Below are 24,610 nucleotides of genomic sequence, written 5' to 3'. Positions count from 1 at the left end.
TTTGGCTGGGAATTAAGCGGCTACGCGCCGCTTGGCGATCTCTTTCGCCTGATCGAAGATATGCAGTACCTGCTCGCGAAGCCGGGCGACTGTATAGTCTCCGTTCAGCTTTTCCTGAGCGCGAGAGATTTGTTTTATCCGTTCGTCCGGGTTACGGGCCAGCAATTCTAGGGCTGCCAGCCACTCCTCCTGCGTTTCGGCCAGAATGCCACACCCATCCTCACAACAGCCATCGTAGACCGTATCGCGACTGGCGATAACAGCTGTTCCAACGGCAGTATATTCCACCCATTTTGTATTGGCTTTGGCCAGATTGAAATCAATCGGGGTCAACGGGCAAATGCCGATATCCCATCCATAACTTGAGAATTCTTGGAGGAACCGGTCATAATTCGCGATCGGTGGAGCGGTTGATATCCTTTCCCCAAAACGCTCCAGCTCTGTTGGCACGGGTATGGAACCGAACAGTTCAAACACGACGTCAGGATTGCGGTCGAGGAATTGGACGATAGCGGGCAATATCATGTCCAGGTTATGGGCGTGATCTGCGCTTGCCATATAACCAACCTTGGTGATCTCGCGCTGCTCTGGCTCACGAAGGACTGATCCGGAACAATATATGCGCCCGGCGACAATATTGGTTCCGGGAAATCGGCCGGAAAAACGCTGATTCAGCCTCTCTGTCGACGCATAGACGAGGTCTGCCTTCGTCATGAGGTTACTGACGGCGCCAACACGATCGGGATGATTGTGATATGCGGATTTTCTTTCGCCGATATCGGCCGGAATATTCAGCAGATCGTCATCGATGTGATATATAACCGGCACGTCGTTATTGTGTGCCCAACTCAGAATGATTTCGGACGCGGGGCCGCTATATCTGCAAAAGACGATTATGCTGGGCGCATAGTCTGTCAGATATCCTTCCAGCCAACCTCGCAATGCAATGTTGTCCGGGGACACTTGCATCTCTTCCCTGATCCTTACTTCGGTGAGGATCTCATTGACCAGCGATCCGTTATCGAAAAGCGGCGCAAGTGGTTTGAGGAAACTCAACTGCAGGGTCGGAACCATGCCATTGGCAATAAAGAGAACGCGGTCGCGCTCCGGTTCGGTTGGCCGGAGTGACGTTTGTATCCGTTCGGCTGCCTGAAATAGCCGGGCGAAGCGCTCATACACGTCGCGCGGGTCGAGTGGCATCTGCTGGCGTTGAAGAAATTTTCGCTGGAGATCGATGAACTGATCCGGATGATTGACAGCTTCCTTACTGAACGCGTTCCACTCGGCGGGTGAGGATATTTCGGTCAGACCATCATAGCTCGCCGAGTCCATTACGCCGTTGCCATCGCGCCATACTGCAGTCGGGATGTCGGCCAGCAACATATCGATCAGCACCGATGACGGTGCCGAGATGCCATAGGAGAATTGCCGCAGATCCACTCGATACATGGGGGCGTTGTTGATCGTTGCATTCTCGGGCAGCGGCAGTTTGTTTTTCAACACATATTGGCCGCCCGGATGCGGCCGCAAAGTCACCTGGCATTCGTCTTGTGCTTGCAGGGCACAGAATTCTTCAAAGGCCTTGACGAACTGACTCTTGAAATCGCCGGAAATATTGAGGCGAACCGAATGCAGATTTTCGCAGACCAGGCCCGGAGCATCGGAAAGACGTGTCATCGGCAGGGTTGGCATCTGCAGCACGGCCGTCGGACCCGTGACATGCAGTTTCGTCCGTTGCGAAGGCGACATCGCCGTCAGGCTGTCCCCACCGTACCATGAGCAAACTATGTCTGCGCCGAACGAAACTGTAGTGCCGTGCGCGCGGACATGATCCCCGCTATGACGAAATCCAACACACTCAAATCCATGTTGCAGGACGATGCGGATGAAGCCGGGGGGTGCGCTACGCAGGACGTTATGAGACGTGGAATGCGCCGAAAGGTTTGAATCACTGCCAGCGAAAATGAGGCCCGAACGGTTAGTCAGTGTTTGGAAGGCAGTAAACTCGTCGTCGTAGACTTCGTGCGTTGCGCCTGTTTCCTCGCATATCCTGTCGACTTCGGACTGCCATATACCGAACATATCCCGGCCCAGGAATTTCGACGATATGAGCAAGCGCGTTTCGAAACCGAAATCCCGGCTCGCCATAAAGATAAGCGGCCGCAGGATGTTCACATCCTGAACAAGATTTATCAGGAAAACTGCGGTTTTTGATGGCCTCACGATGCCGCCTTTCCATGAATTATGGTCAGGTCTCGAAAGGGAAGAGGTGAGTTTTCGCTGACGATGATCTGGCTCGCATCGAAGGCGCAGGCGATTTTTTCCTGCATGTCCTGAACGGAGCCGGCATATAGCGTAAGCTGCTCGGATATGGACGTTACTTCTGCGTCTTCAACCTCTACCGCTTCCAAAGTCCAGAAAGTCTGATTGGCTATCGTATGGGACCGCGTAGTTCGCCTGGTTTCCGTCGACTTGAGACGATGCAAAGCCTTATCGGCGACCAACAGCGTGATTTCTCCTTTTTGAGAGTACCGGAATACTGCGTCGAAAGCGAGGCGCGCGGTACAAAACGGACTGGCGATTGAAAGGCCATCAACCTTTTTCGCCATATCATGTGCTGCGCCGCTGGTGGCTACACCATGCAGGACGGCAATGGTTTGCTTGCCCGCCGGCATGGGAGGGGCCTTTTGCCGATTTTTCAGAAAATCCATCAACTTCGCCGCTTCATTGCTTCGCGACGCCAGTGAATGCATCAGCGATATATACTGGTCTATCGATGCAGTCCCAAGCCGCAGTTCGCCCTGGTCCAGATCATCGAGCAGTGAAGTCAGCCCGTCGTAGATCAGGGGATTCAACTGCGCATAAAGTGGATAGCCGTTCGACAGAACCTGGCAGCCTGAAGTTAGCGCTGAAACAGCGCGATTGAGCGATTTGACGATACTGAAGTTTTGCGCATTGACGGGTAAAAAGCATATCAGGCTTTCGTCGAGCAGGGCTTGCTCACGCATTTCGCTCCATTCTTCTATCGAAAAAGGAACAGATATCCGGCGCAACTGGGCCAGCCCGTCTGGCGTCATGGCACGCCGGTTGGTAAGGATCGTCAGGCTGACTGTCCAGCCCGAGTCCTGCAGACCTCCCAGAATGCGCCCGTGCGCGGCCAGGTCGGACAAGCCAACCTGAAAATGCGGATTGTCGCCAACACCGAACCAGGCCAGTTTGAGAGTCCGGGTTTTTCTCGCCTCGGTCAATTTCGCGTCAACGATGCGCCCGATGTCGTTCGGTCGGATATTATCCGCCGGGTCGTTCATGACATGGATTGGGACATTCGGACTGTAGCGACGCGCGATACCTGCCATCGCCGGTGTTGAGCACATCACGAAATCAACCGTTTCGATCAGCGCCGTTAGCCACAGTCTGAAGCGGGTAAAGCGCCCATCCGAGAAATGGCTGAAATAGTCATCGAACAGATCGACGCCCACAACTTTGCCGCGAGCCGACAGAATATGCGCGCAGATTAGGGATTGGGCGTCATGGCATTTACTGATGATAAAAGTATCGTGATCTGCCGTTTCGGGGTCGAACTGGCTTATATCCTGCAGGATAATCGAATGGCCGCTTTCAATCAGTGGCGCGCTGATTCTGCTGTAGCGGATTCGCGCGCCAGCCTGCGCGCGATAATCCTCCGATGGAATGAGAACGCAAATTTTCACCCGTGAAGAACCTTGATCCGCACCGTTGAGGCATGCCGGAGCGCCTGCGCGTTCAAATGCGTATCGATGTCCTTTGGAGGGCCGGCAAGGCTTGCGGAAATCGCTGAAGTCATCAGATGATAACCGCCGTCCAGAGAAGGCGGCATCGATACGGAGTCACCACGTAATGCTTCCGGCAGCATGTCCATGGTCTTCAGATGCTCTATTTTCGCCATCCACAGGTCTGCACTTTGTACCGCGACCGGATAAGTGCAGCGTGACAGAATGCGCAAATCTTTGATTGGCTTCAGCGTTTCAGCTTGTTCGAAGTCAGACCAGCCAACAAATCCACCCGACTCGGCACTTATCTTCCAACCTTTCTTCGCTTCCTCCGGCCTGATCATAACGCAACTGGCGCTGACGACCGCCCTGTTCTCGATCAACGCGCTCAGAGTTGCCAACGTCCGGCTGTCATGGGGTATGACGTTCTGGCCAAGATACAGAATGGCGTCCGCGTCGAAGGCGGACCATGATGGATCAATCGTCTGGACGGCTCGCCATCGCTGTGGGAAATGATGTTCGCAGATATCCGCGAGATTAGCGGGCAGCGGATCGGGGGCGTCTGCGAGCATCAGAGAGATATTTTCAGAGCCCTGTTGCTGCGCGAGCGCTTCAATCGCCGTCTTTGGCGCACAATCTGCCCATCCGGGATATTGCAACAATGCGAGTATTTTTCGAGCCGATGCAGCTGGCGCCAACGGAGGGCCGCTTTCCGCCACCGGTTTAAGCAATTCGGACGCGCTCAGCTCTCGACCGTCGCTAATTCGTATGGCGACGGCTAGGTCGTCCGGGGCTTTGTTCTGCCATGTGCCCTCACTCCGAGCGGCGCTTAAATAGGGAAAGCCGCTGGCGGGGCCGGAGGGCTGCAACGCCATCAGATCGGCAGTTCCGGCTGGTATTTCCACAAGATATTTGGAGGCAGACGGCCCTTGCTCGGCAAATATGAACGACCCCGGAACAGCCTTCTGCGGATCGTCCATTGGCATCGTTTTTGAAGATGCTGCTGCAGTCAAGGCTTGGATCGTAGGCACCGAATTCGCGGGCAAATTGAGCAAAAATGCTCCGTTTTTCCTTATTTTGGACGACTCTCCAGCACCTGGCGCGCTAAGCGATTGCGTAAGATAATCCGCTGCCGATGGGTCTTGATCTTCGTGTGGTTCTCCGGCTGACACATCCATACGCATAGTATGACGTAGCCAATGCTGGAAATCCGGAGCGAAAATCGCTTCGGTTCCTTTGGCATGCCTTAGGTCTGCCTCGATTGCTGATATTGCGGGCGTCTTGGCCCCAGCTATCACTGCCTGTAGACCTGCGACGAGCGCCTGGGATGAGCCGATGATATCGACTGCCTGCCGAGGATGGTCCGCCGGGTGGAGAGCCAACAATTCTCCATAATGGAGTCCGGCCCGGCACAGAGAAGGAAAGGGTAGGAGCGCGGCGCCACAGACCGTGGCATCAAGCCTGGACCCTATAATCAAGACCGGGGAGAAGGGGGAAGCGAGCGCAAAGTCCACATGATCAAGGGTGTCGGCTATCCGGCCTTCGCCAACGCATCGCGGCGAGGGCGATCCTGCTGCGAACTGATATGCCCGAATGACGAACGGCGTCGCGTCATTGGCTCTCCACCGCGTCCGTAATGTCAGATCATTTGCGTACCAGCTATCGATCAGGTCCGGCGCTGTAGAGGTCTGCAGCTGTGGCGCGGTATCAGTCGCCACCCCCTCCCGTCCCGTGAAGGCGGTTGCGTGCTGGTCACCGGTCAGATGGCAGAAAAGCCCAATAATATCTTCGATCTGCGCTGCCAGTGCCTCATCGTATGGTGCCGGGGAATATCCGAGCATCGTCTCACCCAGCCGCAGCGATTTTCGATCGGCTGTTTCGGTCAGCGAAGCCTGACGCGTCCACCGGACGGGATTACTTCCACGGACTATATGACGGGTGACCGGATGCGCTGGGCCAAAGTCCTCGGTGCTTTTTGCGGGGGCTGATGGAACATGGTCGATAACCGCCCGCCCTTCAGCCTGTCCGTGCTCAAGGAAATGCACAAGTGGATTGACGTCCATGGCGGCGACATCGGCATTGGCCCGTAAATAACGGCTGGTGCTGAACTGCGGGCCAGGGTCACGGCCCTCTCGCCAGCCATCACGCAGATAATGCATGACGGCATCTATCGCACCGTGGCCGACATCGGGATATTTTGAAAGATACCAGGCCTGATCGAACAGGGGGCTTTCCCTTATGATTTTGGCACTCAGCTGCTCCCGCTGCCGCTTGGTCCTCTTTTTCGACAGATTCGTTATCGACAGCTTTTTGGAAAGGCGGGCGAGGAAGAGATGCGTGCGCCATGCTCTTGTCGCCCGCATCCGCTCGATTTCCGCCAGGGCGCGGTCCGCCTCGCGCCGGTTCGCATCTGCCTTGGACTGCGCGTGAGTGTATTTCTGCTGGCTGCGAATATATTTCTGGTCGGTCAGCTTCTTCTCTTTGGAGAGGTTTTCGAGCTGTCCTCGCGTGGCGGCATGCCGCGTCTCCATTTGGGCAATATTGCTCTCAGCCTTCTCCAGTTTTCTCTCCGCCTTTCTCAGCGCGGACGACGCATTGTGCAGTTCCGTCCGCTGGATGCCCGCTTGGTCTTGAAGGGCTGAGACGCGCTTGCGATGCACTCTGCCATTAGTCGCAAGTGCAGCTATAGCCGGGGCGGCGGCATCCATCTCGCCGCGAATATTGTCCAGTTCCGCAAGCTCGGCCTGTGTCGGCTTATTTCCAGCGCCCCAACCGTAAAGGATGCTATAGGCGGAGCGAAGCCAAGGAACATTCGCGATCGTGGCTAGGACCGCCTCATGCGTCACTTTGTGATGATGCAGGTCTGCACTCAGGAAACCGTCGATCTGCGCCTCGACGTCATCCGTTGTCTCGATGGAAATCGAAAGAGCTGCGCCCAACCTGCTGACGGCAGACCGCCAGTCCTCCAGCAAGGCGCTATAGTTCACGAACGCCCGCGGTATGTCCCGCGTCTTTGCTTCCGCGTCGAGATAATATCTCAGCCAGAGCAATTGCCCAAGTTCCGGGTCGAAGTCGTTCCTGCTGGTTAGGGAATGTGCGACCTCGATCGGGTTTCTGATGATCGTTGGTGCGACCACGCGGGATGTAATCGCAAGCAGGGCGTCCTGCCAGAAATCGGCAAGGCGGCAGATTCGTGGGTCTTTCAGGATCGGGTTGGCCAACCCCCCATATTCTGTCTTTAGCAGGGCAATTGCCCGGCCCTGGAATGCCGCGGCGGCTGGGCCTCTTGCCCAATCTGCCGGGATCGCATCCATGCTGAACCAGGTTTGCCCCAGCGTCTCCATGATTTCGTTGTTAAGCGCATTGACGTTCGGGGATTCCCAGAACCCCTTCTGATTGGTCTCGCTCGCGGGCAGCAGCGTGCCCGGCAACGTGAATCCATAGAGGCTGAGAACACGGGTGAGGGCTGAAGTTCCGGACCTGTGCATGCCCAGAATAATTGCCGCAACGTCGGTGTTGGCCGCGCTCATCTGTGAAACTCGTGCACGGTTAACCTTTTATGCCCTTGGTCATCGGCGCTTTCCAATAGGGCAGGGCATGAGTCCCTTGCAAGAGGTGGCGCAGCGATTTTGGGTTGTAACCGGCAAGCGCGGGTCCCATGGGTATTGAGGGATTTGCGCATAATTGCCATATCGACCGAGTTGCTGAGGAGCTTTTGATGAGTGCTGAACCCGCCAATCCCAAGATTTTTGTGGGTTATGACACGCGCGAAGATATTGCCTGGCAGGTTTGCCGCTATTCCTTGCTGCGCCATGCCGATCAGCAACTGAACGTCATTCCTATCCGGCAAAGCGCTTTGAGAGAGCTGGGTCTTTACACCCGCCCCTTTGATCCAATGTCATCGACGGAGTTTTCGCTGACCCGGTTTTTGACGCCTTATCTCGCGGCGCAATCGGGATGGGTCGTGTTCTGCGATTGCGATTTTCTGTATACTGCAGATATCAGGCAGGTATTTGAAGGGCTTGATCCGTCGAAGGCGCTCTATGTCGTAAAACATGACTATATGCCTGCGCATGATATGAAAATGGACGGCAAGCAGCAGACTAGCTATCCGCGAAAAAATTGGTCATCTTTTATGGTGATTAACTGCAGCCACCCCGATGTGCGTGCGCTTTCCCCGTCCATCGTCAACTCGGCGCCGCCTGCCTTCCTGCATCGGTTCAATTGGATCAGGGACGATAATGACATCGGGGAACTGGCGCTGGAGTGGAACTTCTTGGAGGGCGAATATCCCCGTCCTGCAACGGTGCCAAAGGTAATCCACTATACAAATGGCGGACCCTGGTTTGAAGAATGCAAAGATGTCGAATTTGGAGATCTGTGGCTGCAGGAGCAGGCATATTATCTCGAATCCCTTGCTTCCGCGATAGTCCCGAAGAGCACTGCGGCTTAGCTTTTTCCAGGCCTCGTCGGGGTAATCCCGCGGCGATGGCGCATGTAATCCTTTGAAAAGGTGGCGATCATGCGCAGGGTTCTTGGCCAGCCAGCCTGACCTCCGTGCTTGATCGCATCCCACATAATTGCCCAGAAATCGGTGAAGAGGCTGCCTTTGTCATCGAGGGTCTGATAAGCATCCCAAAAGCTGGCCGATCCCATCGTCTGGACCATGTTGAACGCGCCGTGAAAACCGAAAGTTGGTTTGTCCGGTTTCAGCCGCTCGAATGAGAAGTTGTCTGCGAGGGCTGGTTCCGCAAATTTCAGACTGAACTTTTTTTCCAGCAGAGTGCGGTTCTCCCGGCAGATCGCGACATCTTCTGGATGGCTGCCCCTGAACTCCGGGTCTTTGCACGCCTGCAGTAAAGCTCGGCTGCGCAGAGAGAAGCCGCCGTTTCCGACACTGCAGCCATCCTGAAACTGTGGCCAGCTGGCGCCGATATAATCATAGTCACAAAACCGTGCATCCCACAGTTCCGGGTTGATGATGAACCCGTCCCACTGAACCAAAAGGACGAAACCCGTATCGATATGATCGGGGAGCTGTTCGATAATGAACGACGAATATGCCGCCCCGGACCGGAGGGGGGCGATTTTTACGACTTCCATCTCCGTCGAGGCATGCGGGCAATGCAAATCTGTCAGCAGGATGGATCGGCCGAATGTGATGCCGGCCTGACACTGTCTTATCGCGGATATGGTCTGCTCCACGTTGACCGAGGATGCAGCGCATAATGTAACATCGGGAAGCAACAGCTTTTTCATAGGATCAGATATCGATTACAAACTGTTCTGACAGCCGACTGAGATTGGGGTTATGATAAGGGTCGCGAACCTCGTCAGTGCTCCATTTTTGTTTGAGCGTATCGAGTTCACGGGCAAATCTCGTTCGATTTTTACGAAGCATGTCGCTGCCCCGGCTTATGGATTCATGGTGGATCAGCACCGCATTTGGTTCATAGAAGGATTGCCAGCCCGCCTCGCCCAATTTCAGGCAAAGGTCGACGTCGTTGAACGCAACCGGAAAGCTGACCTCGTCGAAGCCTCCAACCTTCTCGAATTTCTCTTTCTTCACAACCATGCAGGCGGCCGTCACTGCCATCATATATTGTGGGAGGTGGGGGCGATTGAAATATCCGCTGCTGGTGTCCGGGCAATAGCGATGGGCGTGGCCCGCCGCGCCGCCGATGCCGATCGTAACACCCGCATGCTGAATCGTACCATTGGGGTATAATAATTTCGCACCGGTTGCCCCGATATCCGGCCGGGAGGCTCGCTCCATCAGCTTCGACAGCCAATCCGGTTTCGTCATCTCAATATCGTTGTTCAGGAAGCAGAGATAGCTACCGGTGGCTAGCTTGACGGCTTCGTTGTTCATTGCGGAATAGTTGAAAATACCCCGCCATTTCATGACCGAAACGCCCTGGGTCTCGAGATGGCGGATATACTCAACGGTTTCCTGCTCATCGCTCTCATGATCAATGATGATGATTTCTTTGTTTGGATAATCCGTCAGGAATACTCCGTCGATGCATGCCTTCAGCAGCTTGTATTGATTCTTGGTCGGAATGATTATGCTGACCTTCTCGCCGACTGGCGCTGACGAAGTCCGATATGACGCCCCTATTTCTGCCCCTGCCACATCCATTATGCGTTGCTGCCGGTGATGGAGTATCTGAGCGACATGTGTCGGCCGGGTCGCATGTTTGTCGATCGTAAGCCCGATCATGGATGTCACGAAATTTGCAGGTTCCGCGATGCTGTGTCCCGGGATGCAAGAGCTATCGATCCGCAGGATACATGAAAACCGCAGATAGTCCTGAAACTTGTAGAGTTCAGCGTTCCAATCAGGTTTGAAATAGGGTGTGGAGCGATTGCCTTCATCGCCGACAAGATCGTCGTCTCCATAAATTACCCATTTGGGTAGCGACATTTCATGTTGAGCGTGTTGATAAAATCCCAGGCTGTTCCGATGCAGTCGATCGCCGGCCATAACCGGGCAAACCCATGTCTCGGCTAAAGAGGAGAGAGCGCCTTTCAGGGCCTCTCCGTCGCGAATGACCGTCAGTTTGAATTGCCCGGCTTCACTGGCTTGCAACTCACTGCTTACGCCATTTGGATCATATAGGAGAATATGTTGTGTGGCTCCTGCGTTCGACGCCGACTGTAACGTGGCTTTCAGAGCGTTTTGTGTCGACTGGGTATCCACAAACACAAGCAAGGAAATCTCGACCACGTCATCTTTTTGCTGCGGAGGGAATCCCGGCTCTCTTGTAGCGATCCAGAGACGATAGGCTTGTGGGGATTGCCCCCCTAAAACGGCAAGCGTGTTACGCGACCGGACCTTTAACCCACGAATGCGCCAAATCATGGCGCGCAGGAACATGGCCGGGTCGCGCCTGAAAGCGAACAGAAGCACTGCGCCGCGCAGCCACATCACGATGACGAATCTTTTCAATGGAGAGCACGCATCCATGGGACAGGCTTAAATTTTCGGGAGACCGGGAGCAGAGAGTAGGAGCATGCGGATCAACAGTATCGCGTCATGCCTGCGGCAGTATAGCACAAACCGACAAAAACCTAGACTGCAAATGCCGGCTGTCCTGCCCATTTTCTCCCCATATTCGCTATTGGCGATCAGTGCTCATGCCCAACCATTAACCACTGAGAGCGACCGAAATGGGGAGGTTTAGAGCTTATTGTTGATCACTCCGGGGCATTGGTGCAAGAAGCGTCGCTCAGGGGAATGCTGGGCACCCAACCAACTAGGCGATATAAATGCAGACTTGTTTTTTCAACGGTAGAGCCAGCGTGTTTTCTGGCTCTCGCAGCCTTAAAATGTGCTTGTTGGGTAGTCTTTTGATCCCTTTACTTTCCGGATGCACGACGTCGGCGGCCGGGCCATCCGCTGGTGCGGTCAATCGCGCGGAATCCCATCCTGAGGTCGTGAACGCCGATATCAAAATCATTGATCTTACCGATTCCGTTGCGCGCCGGGTAATGTCCAGCAGCAGAGGCGCGACCTTTGCCGACGGGTTGGGAGACGGTGTCCCGATTGGTATGAAAATTGGCCGCGGTGATGTGCTGGATGTAGCGATCTGGGAGGCTCCGCCCGCCGCCCTTTTTGGATCGACCGGCGGGGACGCGACGCTATCCGTATCTTCGAATTCCGTTGCGCGGGGAACGACACTCCCGGAACAGATGGTCGATAGCAATGGCCGGATATCTATCCCCTTCGTTGGCAGCATTCAGGCTGCTGGCCAGACGCCGCAGGAAATCGAGCGCGATATTGTCAGGCGGCTTACCGGCAAGGCGCATGACCCTCAGGTTTCGGTAAGGCTGATCAGGAATGTCGCCACCAACGCCACTATAGTCGGCGATGTTAACGCGAACGTCCTCTATCCCCTGACATCCAAGGGAGAAAGACTCCTTGACGCGCTCGCGAGTGCTGGAGGTGTCAAGCAGCCCGTCGGTAAGACGACCATTCAGGTCACGCGCGCTGGCAAAGTCATGTCCATGCCGATGGAAACGGTCATTCGCGATCCGCGTCAGAATATCCGGCTTCAGGCGGATGATGTCGTCACGGTCCTGTTCCAGCCATACAGCTTCACAGCACTGGGCGCGACCGGTGCCAATGCTGAGGTACCTTTCGAAGCGACGGGTATTACCCTCGCGCAGGCTCTTGGTCGCGTTGGTGGCCTTCAGGATAACCGGGCGGATGTGAAAGGCGTTTTCCTGTTCAGGTTGGAGGACATGTCTGCTCTAGACCTGACAAACGCTGGCCCGATCAGGACGACTCCCGATGGAAAGGTGCCCGTGATTTACCGGATCGATCTGAAAAACCCCGCTACCTTCTTCGTCGCGCAGGGTTTTCCCATCCGTAACGGCGACACCCTTTATGTATCGAACGCGCCTTTGGCGGATATTCAGAAATTTGTGAACATCGTAGCGTCACTGGTTTACCCGATCCTGTCCATTCAGAATACCTTGAGCAATAATTGACGACAGCCTGCTCATTCATCTGACGCTTGGCATCCCGGAATGGTCGGGGTGCCAGTCAGCAAGGCTTTGTGCGTTCGTGCCTGACTGGCAGAGTATTATCTCTTAGGCGCGATCCTTGTTGGGAGGATCGCGCGGAGGTGGCTGCGAACCTTCTCTGTGCCCTTGCGCCATGTGTAGGCTGCTGCTCCCAAATGCTCTTTGTGAAGGGTTTCGACTATCCTGGGATAAAAGCGCTGCGGGTTGCGCAGATAAGAGGCATCAAAAAGGAAGGCGCCATCCAGAATCCGCCGGCCATAGACCACTTCATGGGCCAGCATGTTTGGGTTCAGGAACCACACCTCTCCGGGATGGAACGCAATGGAGTGCATGGAATAGCGGTGCGCGCCGCTTTCGTAACGATCGCCGAAGGCCGACCTGGTTGTCTGTCGCGTAAATTCTCTAGGATGTTTGCCGATGCTGTCTTTCAAGCGACCGGTATCGTAGCAATCGTCGACGACCTGCTCCAGTTTCTCGCCAATGCGCCATATCCTTGGAAAATTGTCGAGATTGACGAATACGCGAAGTTGGGTGAAGTCTCCCGCATGCTCCGGGCTATCGAAATGCAGATTGTGGGCGAGCATTTCGCACAAATTATATATGCAATATCTTCTTTTATAGTGATAAAATGGAAATAAGCTTTCGCATAAATCCATCAGGTCGCCGTTGGCTTTTCCAACCGCGGACTTGAATTCATCGATGCTCACGTCGGCATTTTCTATTTGTTCTTTCAGGGAGTTCCATTCCTTCTCACGAGGCGGCTCACCGTGCCGCTTTTCGTCGATATGAAGAAATAGCTTTGTTTTCCCACGCTTGTTGGGGAGAACTACTTTGTTGAAGGTATCCCGGCCTGCGGTGAATGTATAATTTTTGAGGACGATCAGATCGCCATTTTCATAGAATCTTGCGAGTTCTTCGCTTTTTTCTTCCGGAGCACGGCAGTAATGCCGGTAATCTATTATCCGGATCGGATTAGGAATCCGTGGATTTATCACCAGTTTTGGCATTGGCTCAGCGACTCCTCACCGCGTGATCCGCGTCATCGCGCCTCTCATCCTGTCGATCAAAGTTACCGGAGACTTGGAATGGTGTCTGGACAATGCTTTCAATCGTGAAGGCAGGCTGACGGAGCGGTCAATATATTGCCGATATGGATATTCATGATGCGCGATGCACATAAGGTTCCCACCACGTACCTGATGCGCGACGAGGGCCGAGTTTGTTAGCCAAACTTCTCCCGGATCAAATGCAATCCTGTGTCGCGGTTCATCGCTGGTTTCCCAGCTCGGACCGAAGGCAGCGTGATTTAGCCGACCGTTGAATTCAAAGGCGTTATGAACGCATTCTTTCAGACTATGTGTATCGTAATAGCGCTCGGCATAATGATCCCAGTGCTGCCCCACGGCCCAATGCCGAGGCTTCGTGTCCAGATTGGCAAAAACCCGGACCTGAGCGATCTCATTGCATCCCTGTAAATTGTCTATGTGAAGATTTTCTCCAGTATTTCTTTGAAATTTCCAGGTTATTATTTCATTCCTGAACTTGTTTCGAGAAAATATGATTTTGACGATATCATTCATCTGGTCTTCGACGTGGCGCACCAAATTTTGGAATTTTCTGTAGTCTGATGGACGCTCCCGAAGAGGACCGTCTTTGAAATGCTTCCAGACATGGTCTTGATTGCTTGGGACCTTATTCCTCATCTGCCAGAATACATATTTATCGCGCCGCGCGCCTGTTCCCGTAGGTGGCTCTATATTCGACAGAAATTCGAAATCGGCATCGATCCTGATGTCCGTCAGGATAACCACGTCGCCGCGCTCGAAATGCGCTCTCACCTCTCTGGGCCTTGTCGACGGAATGAGGAAAATATTGTTCGGGATGTCTGTGTTCAGATCGATGATGGCCATCAGCCTCTCCCGGCATTGGCTTCGCAGCGGCTCGCATGAGGTTTTGACATCTCTTTCAGGACGAGTCTCCCGAATTTTGAAGTGAACTACCCTTCGCCGTGCCGCAAGATGGAAGGGAGGCTTCCGGGGTGGACGGATGTCGCGATCTCTTCGGCAAGAATTACGGAATATTCATGGTTTTGCGCCAAATAGTGCGGGTCGGCGATGGTTGCATCGCTGCCTATGCATTGAGGTTCTCTTCCTATGCCCGCAGACGTTTCGCTGAAGGTTTCCGTCATCGGCCTTGGCTATATTGGCCTGCCGACCGCCGCCCTGATCGCCCGGTCGGGGATGAACGTGCTGGGAATCGATAACAATGCGCGGGTGGTTGAGACCGTCAACAGCGGACGAGTGCATATCGAGGAGGTGGATCTGGACGGACTGGTGCAGGGCGTCGTTGCCCGGGGCAACCTGCGCGCTGCGACACAGGTCGAGGCCAGCGACGTTTTCGTCATCGCGGTGCCGACACCAGTTGCCGAAGATCGCGCGCCGGACATCAGCTATGTTCTCGACGCTGCCCGTGCCGTTTCGACGGTGCTGAAGGCTGGCGATACAGTCATTCTTGAATCGACATCTCCTGTCGGGACGACCGAAGCAATGCGCGACCTGCTCGCGCAGCTCCGGCCGGACCTCAGGATGCCGCGCGACGGCGCTGCCAGCCCTAACGCGGCGGACATCGCCATCGCCTATTGTCCGGAACGGGTTCTGCCCGGCCGCATCCTGGTCGAACTGATCGACAATGATCGCTGTATTGGTGGCATAACGCCGCGTTGCGCGCGAAAGGCACTGAGTTTCTACCGTCAGTTTGTGCGTGGGCAGTGTGTCACCACCACCTCGCGATCTGCCGAAATGGTAAAGCTCATCGAAAACAGCTTCCGGGACGTCAACATCGCCTTCGCGAACGAGCTTTCCGTGATCGCGGAGGGCATGGGCATCGATGTGTGGGAAGTCATCCGGCTCGCCAACCGGCATCCGCGCGTCAATATTCTCCAGCCTGGTCCGGGTGTGGGCGGCCATTGTATCGCGGTTGACCCCTGGTTCATTGTCCACTCGGACCCGGAAAACGCCCGCATGATCCGTATGGCGCGTGAGGTCAATGACGGGAAAACCGACTATGTCGTCTCTCATGCCTCTGACGTGATCGATGAATTGCCGGGTGCAACGATCGCCTGCCTGGGGCTTGCTTTTAAGGCGAACATTGACGATTTCCGCGAAAGCCCGGCCATCAAGGTCGCTCATCGCCTGGCAAAGCGCTACGGCCGCCGGGTAAAGCTGGTCGAACCCCATATCAGGGACGTTCCCGCCGAATTTATTGGCACGGGTGCAGAACTGATCGATCTGGATGACGCGCTTGAAAGCTGCGATATCCTGATCGTTCTTGTCGATCACGACATCTTCAAATCGGTGCCTGTGGCCGAGCGTCTCAACAAGATTGTCTACGATACGCGCGGCATCTGGCCGGACCAGCCAAAGTCATCCGCGCCTGCGCCTATCCGCGCCGTAAGCTGATCTCGCAGCGGATGAGCGAAGCGGTTTAGCTGCTGCGCCTTAGCGCCACGGCCTTGAGATATACGCCATAGGCGCTCTTGCCCAAGGCAACGGCGAGCCGCTCGAGTTGCTCTGCATTGATAAAGCCCTGTTCGAATGCGATTTCTTCAGGGCAGGCGATCTTGAAACCTTGTCGCTTCTCCAGTGTCCGGACAAATTCGGCGGCTTCTATCAAGCTGTCGGGAGTGCCGGTGTCCAGCCAAGCATAGCCGCGGCCCATCATTTCGACCGACAGCTGCCCCATGTTCAGATAGGTGCGATTTACATCGGTGATTTCCAGTTCACCGCGCGATGACGGCTGCAGGTTCCGGGCGATATCGACCACCTGATTGTCGTAGAAATACAATCCAGTGACCGCCCAGTTGGAGCGCGGCGCAACCGGCTTTTCTTCTATCGATAAGGCCCGCATTCCTGAATCGAACTCTACCACACCATATCGCTCTGGATCGGTAACGTGGTAGGCGAACACCGTCGCGCCGTTGGCCCGTTCGAGTGACCGGGTGAAGAGTTCGGTGGCGCCATGACCGTAGAAGATATTATCACCCAGAATCAGGGCAGAATTGGAGGCACCGACAAAATCCGCGCCGATTATATACGCCTGCGCCAACCCGTCCGGGCTGGGTTGTACGGCATATTGAATATCCATGCCCCATTGCGAGCCGTCACCCAAAAGCGCTTCGAAACTGGGTAGGTCTCGGGGAGTCGAGATGATCAGTACCTCGCGAATGCCAGCCAGCATCAGCGTTGTCAGCGGATAATAGATCATCGGCTTGTCGTAGACCGGCATCAGTTGCTTGGATGTGACAAGCGTCATGGGGTGCAGCCGCGTGCCCGAACCGCCGGCGAGAATAATGCCTTTCAAGAGCTGCTAAACCTCTGCCGTTTGCGGAACCGTTGCGGTCAGTTCTGTGATGATCTCAGACACGGCATTTTCCCATGGACGCGGGGTGATGCCATAGTCCGCCGAAATTTTTTGCGTAACCAGACGGGAATTTGCCGGCCGTCTTGCTGGCGTGGGGTATTCAGCGGTTGTGATCGCCAGGACGTCTGCGTCCGGGCCTCCGCGAGCCTTGCTCATCGCGAAGATTTCCCGGGCGAGTCCGCACCAGCTCACTTCACCCGCATTGACGAAATGATAGATGCCTGCCGGAGCATTTTCGTCCGCAATCATCCGCAATGTGATTGTCTTGAGCGCCTGGGCAATGTCGCTCGCGGCCGTCGGGCAGCCGACCTGGTCATCGACTACGCGGAGCTGTGGATTGGCCGCCGCAACGCGCAACATCGTCTTGAGGAAGTTTCCCCGATGGGCGCTTAACACCCAGGCCGTTCGCATGACTACCGAACGAGAATTGCCGGCGCGGACCGCAATTTCTCCAGCGAGTTTTGAGGCTCCATAAATGCCAAGAGGGGCGACCGGATCCGTTTCATCATATGGACCAGTCTTGTCACCAGCAAACACATAGTCGGTCGAAACATGAACCAGCGGTATGCCTGCTTTGCGGGTTGCCTCAGCAAGATTGGCCGGCCCCTGCGCGTTGGATAGAAATGCTGCGGCACTGTCATCTTCCGCCTTGTCAACGGCCGTATAAGCAGCGGGATTGATCACGGCGGCGAAAGTGCGTTGGCTGAAATAGGATGTGACACTCGCAGTCGAACTGATGTCCAGCTCTGTGCGATCGGGCAGGTGCAGGGTTACGTCCTGTCCCCAATCCTGGCGCGCAAGTTCAAGACCGACCTGCCCGGTGCCACCCGTAATCAGAATGTCCAGCATCAACTTGCCTTTGCGAGGCCGAGCCGGCCGGTATTGTAGCGCCCGGCGAGGATAGCGCCCCACCAGTCGCGATTTTCGAGATACCACGCCACTGTCTTTGCAATCCCGTGCTCGAATGTCTCTTCGGGCTTCCATCCCAATTCGGTTGCGATCTTCGTCGCATCGATCGCGTAGCGATGATCATGTCCGGGGCGGTCTGCCACGAAACTGATCTGCGTCGCATAGGATATGCCGTCTTTACGTGGCAATTGCTCATCAAGTGCCGCACATATGGCGTTCACGACGTCGATATTACGCCGTTCGGAATTGCCGCCGACATTATAGGTCTGCCCTGGCTCACCGGTCTCGAACACCGTGCGCAGGGCGCGCGCGTGATCCTCGACGAACAGCCAATCGCGAACATTGCTGCCATCGCCGTAGACAGGAAGCGGTTCGCCGTTGAGCGCCCGGATGATGATGAGTGGAATCAGCTTTTCCGGGAAGTGATAGGGACCATAATTGTTCGAACAGTTGGTGACCAGAACGGGCAGGCCGTAGGTATGGCCCCACGCACGCACCAGATGATCGGAGGAAGCCTTTGAAGCGGAATAGGGCGAACGCGGATCGTATGCGGTTTCCTCGGTAAAATAACCCTCTTCACCAAGCGAGCCGAATACTTCGTCCGTTGAGATATGATGAAAACGGAACATGTCCTGCTTGTCGGCAGGGAGGCCTTGCCAATATCCCAGTGCCTGATTCAGCAGGGTGAATGTGCCGACCACATTGGTTTGAATGAATTCGCCAGGCCCATCGATGGACCGGTCGACGTGGCTCTCCGCAGCCAGATGCGCAACTATGTCCGGCTGAAACTCGTTCAGCAGAGTCGCAATCAGTTCTCCGTCGCAAATGTCCCCCTGAACGAAGCGATATCGTGGAGATTGGTCCACAGGAGCCAACGACGTCAAAACGCCCGCATAGGTCAATTTGTCGAGGTTAAGCACCTCATGATCCGTGTCATTGATGATATGACGGATCAGTGCCGATCCTATAAAACCGGCCCCTCCAGTCACCAAAATACGCACATTAGTCTCCGTCTATGGCTCTTCGCTTCACAGCGGCAGCAGGGGCTGGCCATCGTAGGTAAAGGGGCTGTCGAAATCCGCAAGCGCCGGAAGCACCATATCCTTGGGCGATAGAGTTGGTCCACCCTCAGGGAGCGGCCAGTTGATCCCGATCGTCGGACAGTTCCACAAGACGCCACCGTCGCAATCCGGTGCATAGATGTCGGACACTTTGTAGATGACTTCGACATCGGGTTCGAGGGTAACAAAGGCATGGCCGAAGCCGACGGGCACGAAAAGCTGATGCCCGTTATCCGCCGTCAATTCAGCCGCCACATGCTGGCCATAGGTGGGCGATCCTTTGCGCAGATCAACGGCATAATCCATGATCCTGCCGCGCACGCACCGCACCAGCTTGTCCTGCGCGTGGGGCGGTGATTGGAAGTGGATGCCGCGAACGGTGCCCGCCGGTCTGGAGTAACTGTGGTTATCTTGCACAAAGCGACATCTTACGCCTTTTTCAGCCCAACCTTTTTCACTGTAGGTTTCGGAGAACCAGCCTCGGTCATCGCCAAATCGGCGTGGTGTGATGAGTTTTATGGGGGAAGGTATGCTGTTTGATTCCATGGTCGCCTCCATGGAAAAATCTTGCGTCGAGAGCAAGCTCGCTGAGAGATGTCATTCTGGAATTTCTTAGTCTGAAATTGTGGATTGACCACTTGTTCAACGCGGTCAGCGGTGCGACAGTCCTTTATACACGGCCCCATTCAAGCTCGTTGGCTCGGGATCTCTCGCCAAAAATCTGCGTATCAGAGGCGCCTCATGTTCCCAATGATTCTCGTGATGCTTGTAAAAATTCAGACCTCTTTTTCATCAGGTAGATCGATCGTCCGTGAGGAATGATTTGCTTATTTTGTGACTTTTCGAGAGCAGTTTACGCTAAACAAATTTGTACAAAAATCAGCTTTGCAATGGGCGATTCACGCCGCGAAATCTGTCGCATTTTATTTGAATTTTTGATGCTGCCAAAAAGGCTAAAGAGTCTCGCTACAGTCTCGTTAATCGGAGAGACTCGCTCTCAAAAATATTGAAATATAATAATGCTTTCGAGAATCCCGAGAGATAAGCCTTCAATCTTGTGTCCCACCCCCTATCTCTCAATTGTCTCTAAGCGTTGATAGATGAGTTTTTGTGAGATCTTGAATTTTTTGAGCCCGAACTTCCACGATTAGCCCATGTGCTGAGCATTTGGTCGAGGCCTCAAAATCAGCGCCAAATTGTCGGGTGTGCCGCAGCTTAAAGTGCGATGGTTCTATACGTCAATTATGTAAGGGGATGTGCCGCCGGCGGGTACCGGACAATGCTGCAGTGACCGCCAGCATTTCGATCACCTGGCAGCCTCTTCCAGCGCCGCGATCCTTTCGCTGCACACAGCATGCACAACACGCCCAAGCTCCTCGACCTGGGTACCAAGCCATGTGAGTTCCTCCTCACTGATGCGGTAGTGCTTTGAGTAGCGCGCCTTCACATAGGCGTCCTTCAGTTTCTCGAACATCGCCCGCTCCTTGCGATTGTCGGAGGGCCAGACATGTGTCAACGGGCACCGAAGATTCCGCAAAAGTGGGCATCTAAAATTCCCTAGTTTGGCGGGAGGGTTGGTGTCGGTGATCAGCCGTGATGGAGATCGGGCTTTTCCTTTGCTGGCGGGCGGCCGCGCCGTTTCGGCAAGGGCGGTGGGTTGATGGACGGTGCCATGCGCGCATGCTCGGGCAGCAGGTCGGCGTGCTGTCGCATGCGATAGCTGGAGCCCTCGATCTGGACGACCACAGCGTGGTGAAGAAGGCGGTCGAGCAGCGCGGTGGCCACCACCGGATCGCCAAAGACATCACCCCATTCGGCGAAGCCGCGGTTGGATGTCAGGATCATGGCACCCTTTTCGTATCGGGCGTTGACGAGCTGGAAGAAGAGATTGCCGCCGCCGGGCGTGACGGGAAGATACCCGATCTCGTCGACGACGAGCAGGGAGGATCGGCATAGGAAGCGGATCTTCTCGCGCAACGTGCCCTCGCGTTCAGCCTTGGTCAGTGAAGCGATCAGATCGGCGAGCGGGATGAAGTAGACGCTCTTGCCCGCCTTCACGGCCTCGACGGCAAGGGCCGTGGCGATATGGCTTTTCCCGGTACCGGGGCGGGCCCAGCAGATGCACCACCTCGGCCCGGTTGATGAAGTCCAGGCCAGCGAGCGCCAGGATGCGGTTCCGGTCGAGCGATGGCTGGAAGGAGAAGTCATATCCGTCCAGCGTCTTGATGATCGGCAGCTTGCCATGCGCAGGGGCTGCCTTGATCCTGCGGTTCTCCGGAGCGACAGTTCTTCGTTCAGCAATATGTCGATGGCCTCGATGCCATCGATTTTGCCCTGCTCTATGCCGCGCAGGGTGGCGTCGAGCATCTCCAGGGCGCGTGGCATTTTGAGATGGACCAGGCTGCGGCGGATATTATCGACGCGGGATGCGGCACCCCCATGGTTCATGGCCGTTCTCCCCGCGCCAGTTGGCTGCCGATCGCTTGATAGATGGCCAGGGAGCGCACGGTGACATGCTCGCCTACACGACCGATGGCGATTACCTCTTTGCCATGGATACGGCGCTTGGCGCGCTGCTTGCCTGTCCGGTGCGCAGGATCGATCCTGTACTGCCGGCGCCCCTCAAGAACCGGGTGCTCGGCAATGACCTGGCCCAGGTCTACGATCCGGATCTTGTCGGGCAACTGCTGGATTTCGACGACGCGCCGGGTGCGATCGGGAACGCTGTAGTAATTGCCGCCGACCGAGGACCATCCCATCGTGGCTGACGCGGCGCTCCAGCTTCAGAACAGCGTCAAAGCGGCCCGCCGGGAGCAGCTGCAACTCAGGCTGCTCGGCGGCGAAGGCTTCAGCAATAATCCGCTGCGTCGTGCCGTGGACACGGGACGTTGGCGACGGTATCGAGCCAGTCGATCAGCTGGACATTGAGATCGTCCAGATTGCGGAAGCTCCGGCCCAGGAAGAAGTCCTTGCGGATATAGCTGAATGGCCGCTCGACCTTTCCCTTGGTCTTGGCCCGATAGGGACGGCAGGCGCGCGGCACGAAGCGATAATGCCCGGCCAGAGCCAGCAATGATCGATTGTAGATGATGTGGCCCTGATCATCTTCCCCGGTCACAGCGGTTTTCATGCGATCGTAGAGGATCTCGATCGGGACGCCGCCGGAGCGCTTCAAAGGCCTGCATATGACAGCGCAACAGGCTTTGGAGATCCTGATGCATGACGTAGCGCGCAAACAGGAAGCGCGAATGTCCCAGCACCAGGCTGAACAGCCAGACGATCCGGCTGACGGGCTCATCGTAAATTCGACGACGAACCGGGCAAAGTCGACCTGTGCCTGCACGCCAGGCGGCGTCTCGAACCGAACCTCAAAGGGCTTAGGCCCGTTTTCCGGCCGGATCGCTGCCAGGAACCGCTTTACCGCGGTATAGGCGCCCCATATATCCCAGCTCACGGATTTCCCGCGTCAGGCGCGCCGCAGTCAGATCGGGAAAGGCCGTCACTCGCTCACGCAAAAAATTCCAGATAGGGTGCCAGGTTTGTTCGGTCGACCCAGCATGCGAGGGCCGTAAACCGGGGCCTCGATGCCCCGTTCGATTATTTTCGGATGGTCTTGGGATCGCGACCAGTGCGTCGGGCAATGGCGGATATCGATACACCCTGCCGATGTAGTTCGAGGATCATCATCAATTCTCCAAGTCGGATCATCGGCCCCGTCTCCGCGTCTGCAAAGGAGATGAGGACAATGTCGGCTCATCTCATTCTGCCGGGGCTAGCCCCGGCAGAATGAGATGAAGGGGCCACCAACTAGGGAATTTTCAAAGCCCACTTTTGCGGAGAATTGCACGACCGATGACAACATGGACCAGCCGCCGGTCGATCCGCTCCGCCTGCGTACGCAGAAACCCGAGATTGTGCACGTGAGGTGTATAGAAGGTGCAGACCAGAAGCACGCAGTGATAGAGGCGTTCAGTTGCTTGGTGCAGATCAAAAGCTGCTTTCTTCTGCCAACCTTGGGAAATTGAATGTTGGGCAGAGCCATGAAAATGACTCGCCGTTGGAAACCACTCCTCAAAATACTCCCTGGCCATGGCGAGGGCCTGATCGGGTGTCTTGGGCTTGGGGGTGTGGAGCTCACTGTCATTGGCCTGATAGAGGGCGATGCCGTCACGGGCCACGTCCATGAAAAAGTACCGCCCATGCGCCAGACCGTCATTCACCTCCTGCAGACTGTGCACGATGAAGTTCACTGGCGTGCGCAGCGTGCCCGTGATCGCCCGCTCCCGGTTCAGACGCTCCTCCGCACGCGCCCAATAGGCAACCCGGTCCGTCAGCTCCTTGCCGCTCACAATGATCAGCAGATCAAAGTCCGACTGATAGCCCTTGGCGGTATGCGGCTCATCCACCCAGCCGCCTCGCGCATAGGAGCCGTACAAAATGATCTTGCCGATACGCCCCAGCCGCTTGCGGCCGGTCGCCCCCGCCAGCGCATCGCCAAACTCCTCGAACAGGATCTGCACAACACGCTCAAGCTCACGCACCTTGGCCGGGGGAAGATGATCAAGATCGGTTCGCATGCGACTTATCCCTTAGACCGATCCACGGCCTCATGACGAGAGGCTGAGGATGAGGAGATGGACCCGCTTTGACCATAATCATGAGGATGGGTCCTCCAGCGCCCTGGCCAGCGCCGCCAGCGCCTTGGCCAGATGCCGTTCCACCTCCTGCATGGAAAGGCCGGTGATGCGGGATATGGCACCATAGTCATGACCCTCGACCGCATGGAGGTGGAACACCCGCGCAGATGTGGGATCGATGCTCCCGAGCGCCTGTTCGAGGCGCTCGGGGGTGAGGGCGGGATGAGGGGGGCGGCTCATGACTCGCCATCCTCGGGGATAAGGAACGCCATCAGATAGCGGGCCGCCTTGCTCGCCTGGGCAGCGGCCCGGAAGATGGCGCGATTATCTTGCCTGAGGATGGCCAGCCAGGATCCGATATAATCAGCATGCCGGACCGTGGGGATGATCCCGAGCTCGGCACACAGGAACGCTGCGGCCATCTCGGCAACCAGCTCCTCCCGTGCATACCAATGCTGGGGATCGATGGCCGCGACGCCATGGAAACGGTCAAGCCTGCGTGCATGTCCGGTCCAGTGGGTGTTATGCCGATATCGGCATAATACCCATAATGCCGCGATCCGGATTATGCCGCATGTCGCTGAATTAGCGCGGCTGGCGGCATGATTACGTGCGGGCCATTCGGCATAATCTTCGTCGCTCCGACAACATGGAGCACGAAGATCATGTCCGAAAATCTGAAAACCTGCGTTGAGCCGTATCTGGCGGCGTTCGAGCAGACCTATGCCGCAGAGAACTACAAAGCTCGGACGATCATCGCTTATCGGTGTCTGGCGAGGAAGTTCGGCGCGGTTCTGGACGAAGCGGGTATCGCACCCCCGTCCGTAACGCTCGACTGCGTCGAGCCGCTGACGCGCGACCTTCCAAGGGAGCGGAAGAATACAATACGCCTCGACACCATCGCGCGCCGGTTCGTCCAGCACTTGGTCGATATCGGCGTGGCGCAGCCGGTGCCGCTGACAGACAATGAGATCGCGCGTGCGACTTTGCTGGCGGACTTCGAGACCTATCTCATCAAACAGCGCGGCCTCAGTCCGCGCAGTATCCCGCACTCGGTGGGTTTTGCGCGCCGCTTTCTCGACTATCGGTTTGGCAAGGCATTGCCCGATCCGGGGCGCCTGTGCCCCGCCGATGTAATCGGCTTCATGGAGCATGTGCTGGCCAGCGCGCGTCGCGACAGACGGTGGCGACCCACGTCCGTATCTTCCTTCAATACCTGTTCGCGTGCGGCGCGACCGCGACCAATCTGGCGCTGAGCGTTCCAAAAACGGCGAAACGCTGGGCTGCACGACTGCCGCGCCAC

At 56.0% G+C, this 24,610-nt stretch carries 17 protein-coding genes and 4 pseudogenes; 4 read left to right on the top strand and 17 right to left on the bottom strand.

Features of this window, described 5'->3' with window-relative positions; translation table 11 throughout:
- Positions 1–12 precede the first annotated feature (12 nt).
- The 3 genes from KFK14_RS14925 to KFK14_RS14915 are packed head-to-tail and all read right to left on the bottom strand — an operon-like array spanning position 13 to position 7,279.
- The gene (locus tag KFK14_RS14925; protein WP_212608186.1) at positions 13–2,223 is read right to left on the bottom strand and encodes a glycosyltransferase family protein; all 2,211 of its coding nucleotides are present in this window, start codon (positions 2,221–2,223) and stop codon (positions 13–15) included.
- Positions 2,220–3,710 carry a hypothetical protein gene (locus KFK14_RS14920; protein WP_212608185.1) on the bottom strand — a complete coding sequence of 497 codons (1,491 nt, stop codon included), beginning with the start codon at positions 3,708–3,710 and terminating at the stop codon, positions 2,220–2,222. The genes KFK14_RS14925 and KFK14_RS14920 overlap by 4 nt, the downstream gene beginning before the upstream one ends.
- Entirely contained in the window at positions 3,707–7,279 is a 3,573-nt protein-coding gene (locus tag KFK14_RS14915; protein WP_212608184.1) for a hypothetical protein, read from the bottom strand. Before KFK14_RS14915 ends, KFK14_RS14920 begins: the two co-directional genes overlap by 4 nt.
- Before the next feature lie 188 nt (positions 7,280–7,467).
- Between KFK14_RS14915 and KFK14_RS14910 the strand changes: the two genes are divergently transcribed.
- The gene (locus KFK14_RS14910) at positions 7,468–8,202 is read left to right on the top strand and encodes a hypothetical protein (protein WP_212608183.1); all 735 of its coding nucleotides are present in this window, start codon (positions 7,468–7,470) and stop codon (positions 8,200–8,202) included.
- Here the strand turns inward: KFK14_RS14910 and KFK14_RS14905 are convergent.
- Both KFK14_RS14905 and KFK14_RS14900 read right to left on the bottom strand, forming a co-directional pair.
- Positions 8,199–9,008 carry a DUF5672 family protein gene (locus tag KFK14_RS14905; protein ID WP_212608182.1) on the bottom strand — a complete coding sequence of 270 codons (810 nt, stop codon included), beginning with the start codon at positions 9,006–9,008 and terminating at the stop codon, positions 8,199–8,201. The two genes, KFK14_RS14910 and KFK14_RS14905, sit on opposite strands and share 4 nt — an antisense overlap.
- A 4-nt stretch (positions 9,009–9,012) precedes the next feature.
- A complete protein-coding gene (locus KFK14_RS14900) occupies positions 9,013–10,701 on the bottom strand; it encodes a glycosyltransferase family 2 protein (RefSeq protein WP_212608181.1) in 1,689 nt (562 codons plus the stop codon).
- A gap of 320 nt (positions 10,702–11,021) precedes the next feature.
- Here KFK14_RS14900 and KFK14_RS14895 point away from each other — a divergent pair, with 320 nt between their 5' ends.
- Positions 11,022–12,245: a polysaccharide biosynthesis/export family protein gene (locus KFK14_RS14895; protein WP_212608180.1), complete on the top strand. Its 1,224-nt coding sequence runs from the start codon at positions 11,022–11,024 to the stop codon at positions 12,243–12,245.
- 95 nt (positions 12,246–12,340) lie between these two features.
- On the opposite strand, the gene KFK14_RS14890 is transcribed toward KFK14_RS14895, so the two are convergent.
- Both KFK14_RS14890 and KFK14_RS14885 read right to left on the bottom strand, forming a co-directional pair.
- Entirely contained in the window at positions 12,341–13,288 is a 948-nt protein-coding gene (locus KFK14_RS14890; protein WP_212608179.1) for a Kdo hydroxylase family protein, read from the bottom strand.
- Between the two features lie 15 nt (positions 13,289–13,303).
- Positions 13,304–14,191 carry a hypothetical protein gene (locus tag KFK14_RS14885; RefSeq protein WP_212608178.1) on the bottom strand — a complete coding sequence of 296 codons (888 nt, stop codon included), beginning with the start codon at positions 14,189–14,191 and terminating at the stop codon, positions 13,304–13,306.
- 243 nt (positions 14,192–14,434) lie between these two features.
- On the opposite strand from KFK14_RS14885, the gene wecC reads away from it, so the two are divergent.
- Entirely contained in the window at positions 14,435–15,739 is a 1,305-nt protein-coding gene (wecC, locus tag KFK14_RS14880) for a UDP-N-acetyl-D-mannosamine dehydrogenase (protein ID WP_212608177.1), read from the top strand.
- A gap of 25 nt (positions 15,740–15,764) precedes the next feature.
- Here wecC and rfbA read toward each other — a convergent pair whose 3' ends face one another.
- From rfbA to KFK14_RS24085, 10 genes and pseudogenes are all read right to left on the bottom strand, one after another.
- A complete protein-coding gene (rfbA, locus tag KFK14_RS14875; RefSeq protein WP_212608176.1) occupies positions 15,765–16,640 on the bottom strand; it encodes a glucose-1-phosphate thymidylyltransferase RfbA in 876 nt (291 codons plus the stop codon).
- Between the two features lie 6 nt (positions 16,641–16,646).
- Positions 16,647–17,549, bottom strand: a complete 903-nt coding sequence (gene rfbD / locus KFK14_RS14870; protein WP_246524650.1) for a dTDP-4-dehydrorhamnose reductase — start codon at positions 17,547–17,549, stop codon at positions 16,647–16,649.
- Entirely contained in the window at positions 17,549–18,610 is a 1,062-nt protein-coding gene (gene rfbB, locus KFK14_RS14865) for a dTDP-glucose 4,6-dehydratase (RefSeq protein WP_212608174.1), read from the bottom strand. Before rfbB ends, rfbD begins: the two co-directional genes overlap by 1 nt.
- A 27-nt stretch (positions 18,611–18,637) precedes the next feature.
- Positions 18,638–19,228 carry a dTDP-4-dehydrorhamnose 3,5-epimerase gene (gene rfbC / locus KFK14_RS14860; protein WP_246524649.1) on the bottom strand — a complete coding sequence of 197 codons (591 nt, stop codon included), beginning with the start codon at positions 19,226–19,228 and terminating at the stop codon, positions 18,638–18,640.
- 748 nt (positions 19,229–19,976) lie between these two features.
- Positions 19,977–20,186: pseudogene (locus tag KFK14_RS14855) on the bottom strand (nucleotidyltransferase); the annotation flags it as partial.
- Positions 20,187–20,257: 71 nt separating this feature from the next.
- Positions 20,258–21,118 (bottom strand): IS21-like element helper ATPase IstB, encoded by an 861-nt coding sequence (gene istB / locus KFK14_RS14850; RefSeq protein ID WP_281417154.1) that lies wholly within the window; start codon positions 21,116–21,118, stop codon positions 20,258–20,260.
- Positions 21,115–22,378, bottom strand: a pseudogene (gene istA / locus KFK14_RS14845) (IS21 family transposase). Before istA ends, istB begins: the two are co-directional and overlap by 4 nt.
- 149 nt (positions 22,379–22,527) lie before the next feature.
- Positions 22,528–23,247, bottom strand: a pseudogene (locus KFK14_RS14840) (nucleotidyltransferase); the annotation flags it as partial.
- 78 nt (positions 23,248–23,325) lie between these two features.
- Positions 23,326–23,547, bottom strand: a complete 222-nt coding sequence (locus tag KFK14_RS14835; protein ID WP_212608173.1) for a sigma factor-like helix-turn-helix DNA-binding protein — start codon at positions 23,545–23,547, stop codon at positions 23,326–23,328.
- Positions 23,544–23,828: pseudogene (locus KFK14_RS24085) on the bottom strand (zincin-like metallopeptidase domain-containing protein); the annotation flags it as partial. The pseudogene KFK14_RS24085 and the gene KFK14_RS14835, both read right to left, overlap by 4 nt.
- A 144-nt stretch (positions 23,829–23,972) precedes the next feature.
- On the opposite strand from KFK14_RS24085, the gene KFK14_RS24080 reads away from it, so the two are divergent.
- Complete coding sequence (locus KFK14_RS24080; RefSeq protein WP_246525093.1) at positions 23,973–24,563, top strand: hypothetical protein; 591 nt, start codon at positions 23,973–23,975, stop codon at positions 24,561–24,563.
- The last annotated feature ends 47 nt before the right edge of the window (positions 24,564–24,610 follow it).

The sequence above is a fragment of the Sphingobium phenoxybenzoativorans genome, from assembly GCF_018286635.1.
In the GTDB taxonomy this organism is placed as follows: domain Bacteria; phylum Pseudomonadota; class Alphaproteobacteria; order Sphingomonadales; family Sphingomonadaceae; genus Sphingobium; species Sphingobium phenoxybenzoativorans.
The sequence above is the reverse complement of the archived record's forward strand: the minus strand, read 5'-3'. Positions and strand labels throughout refer to the sequence as shown.

Excerpts from the sequence above, each read along its gene's own strand:
- KFK14_RS24080 (WP_246525093.1), top strand. The coding sequence starts at position 23,973 with ATGTCCGAAAATCTGAAAACCTGCGTTGAGCCGTATCTGGCGGCGTTC.
- KFK14_RS14910 (WP_212608183.1), top strand. The coding sequence starts at position 7,468 with ATGAGTGCTGAACCCGCCAATCCCAAGATTTTTGTGGGTTATGACACG.
- KFK14_RS14905 (WP_212608182.1), bottom strand. The coding sequence starts at position 9,008 with ATGAAAAAGCTGTTGCTTCCCGATGTTACATTATGCGCTGCATCCTCG.
- KFK14_RS14885 (WP_212608178.1), bottom strand. The coding sequence starts at position 14,191 with ATGGCCATCATCGATCTGAACACAGACATCCCGAACAATATTTTCCTC.
- istB (WP_281417154.1), bottom strand. The coding sequence starts at position 21,118 with ATGAACCATGGGGGTGCCGCATCCCGCGTCGATAATATCCGCCGCAGC.
- KFK14_RS14895 (WP_212608180.1), top strand. The coding sequence starts at position 11,022 with ATGCAGACTTGTTTTTTCAACGGTAGAGCCAGCGTGTTTTCTGGCTCT.
- KFK14_RS14835 (WP_212608173.1), bottom strand. The coding sequence starts at position 23,547 with ATGAGCCGCCCCCCTCATCCCGCCCTCACCCCCGAGCGCCTCGAACAG.
- KFK14_RS14915 (WP_212608184.1), bottom strand. The coding sequence starts at position 7,279 with ATGAGCGCGGCCAACACCGACGTTGCGGCAATTATTCTGGGCATGCAC.
- wecC (WP_212608177.1), top strand. The coding sequence starts at position 14,435 with ATGCCCGCAGACGTTTCGCTGAAGGTTTCCGTCATCGGCCTTGGCTAT.
- KFK14_RS14890 (WP_212608179.1), bottom strand. The coding sequence starts at position 13,288 with ATGCCAAAACTGGTGATAAATCCACGGATTCCTAATCCGATCCGGATA.
- rfbD (WP_246524650.1), bottom strand. The coding sequence starts at position 17,549 with ATGCTGGACATTCTGATTACGGGTGGCACCGGGCAGGTCGGTCTTGAA.
- rfbC (WP_246524649.1), bottom strand. The coding sequence starts at position 19,228 with ATGGAGGCGACCATGGAATCAAACAGCATACCTTCCCCCATAAAACTC.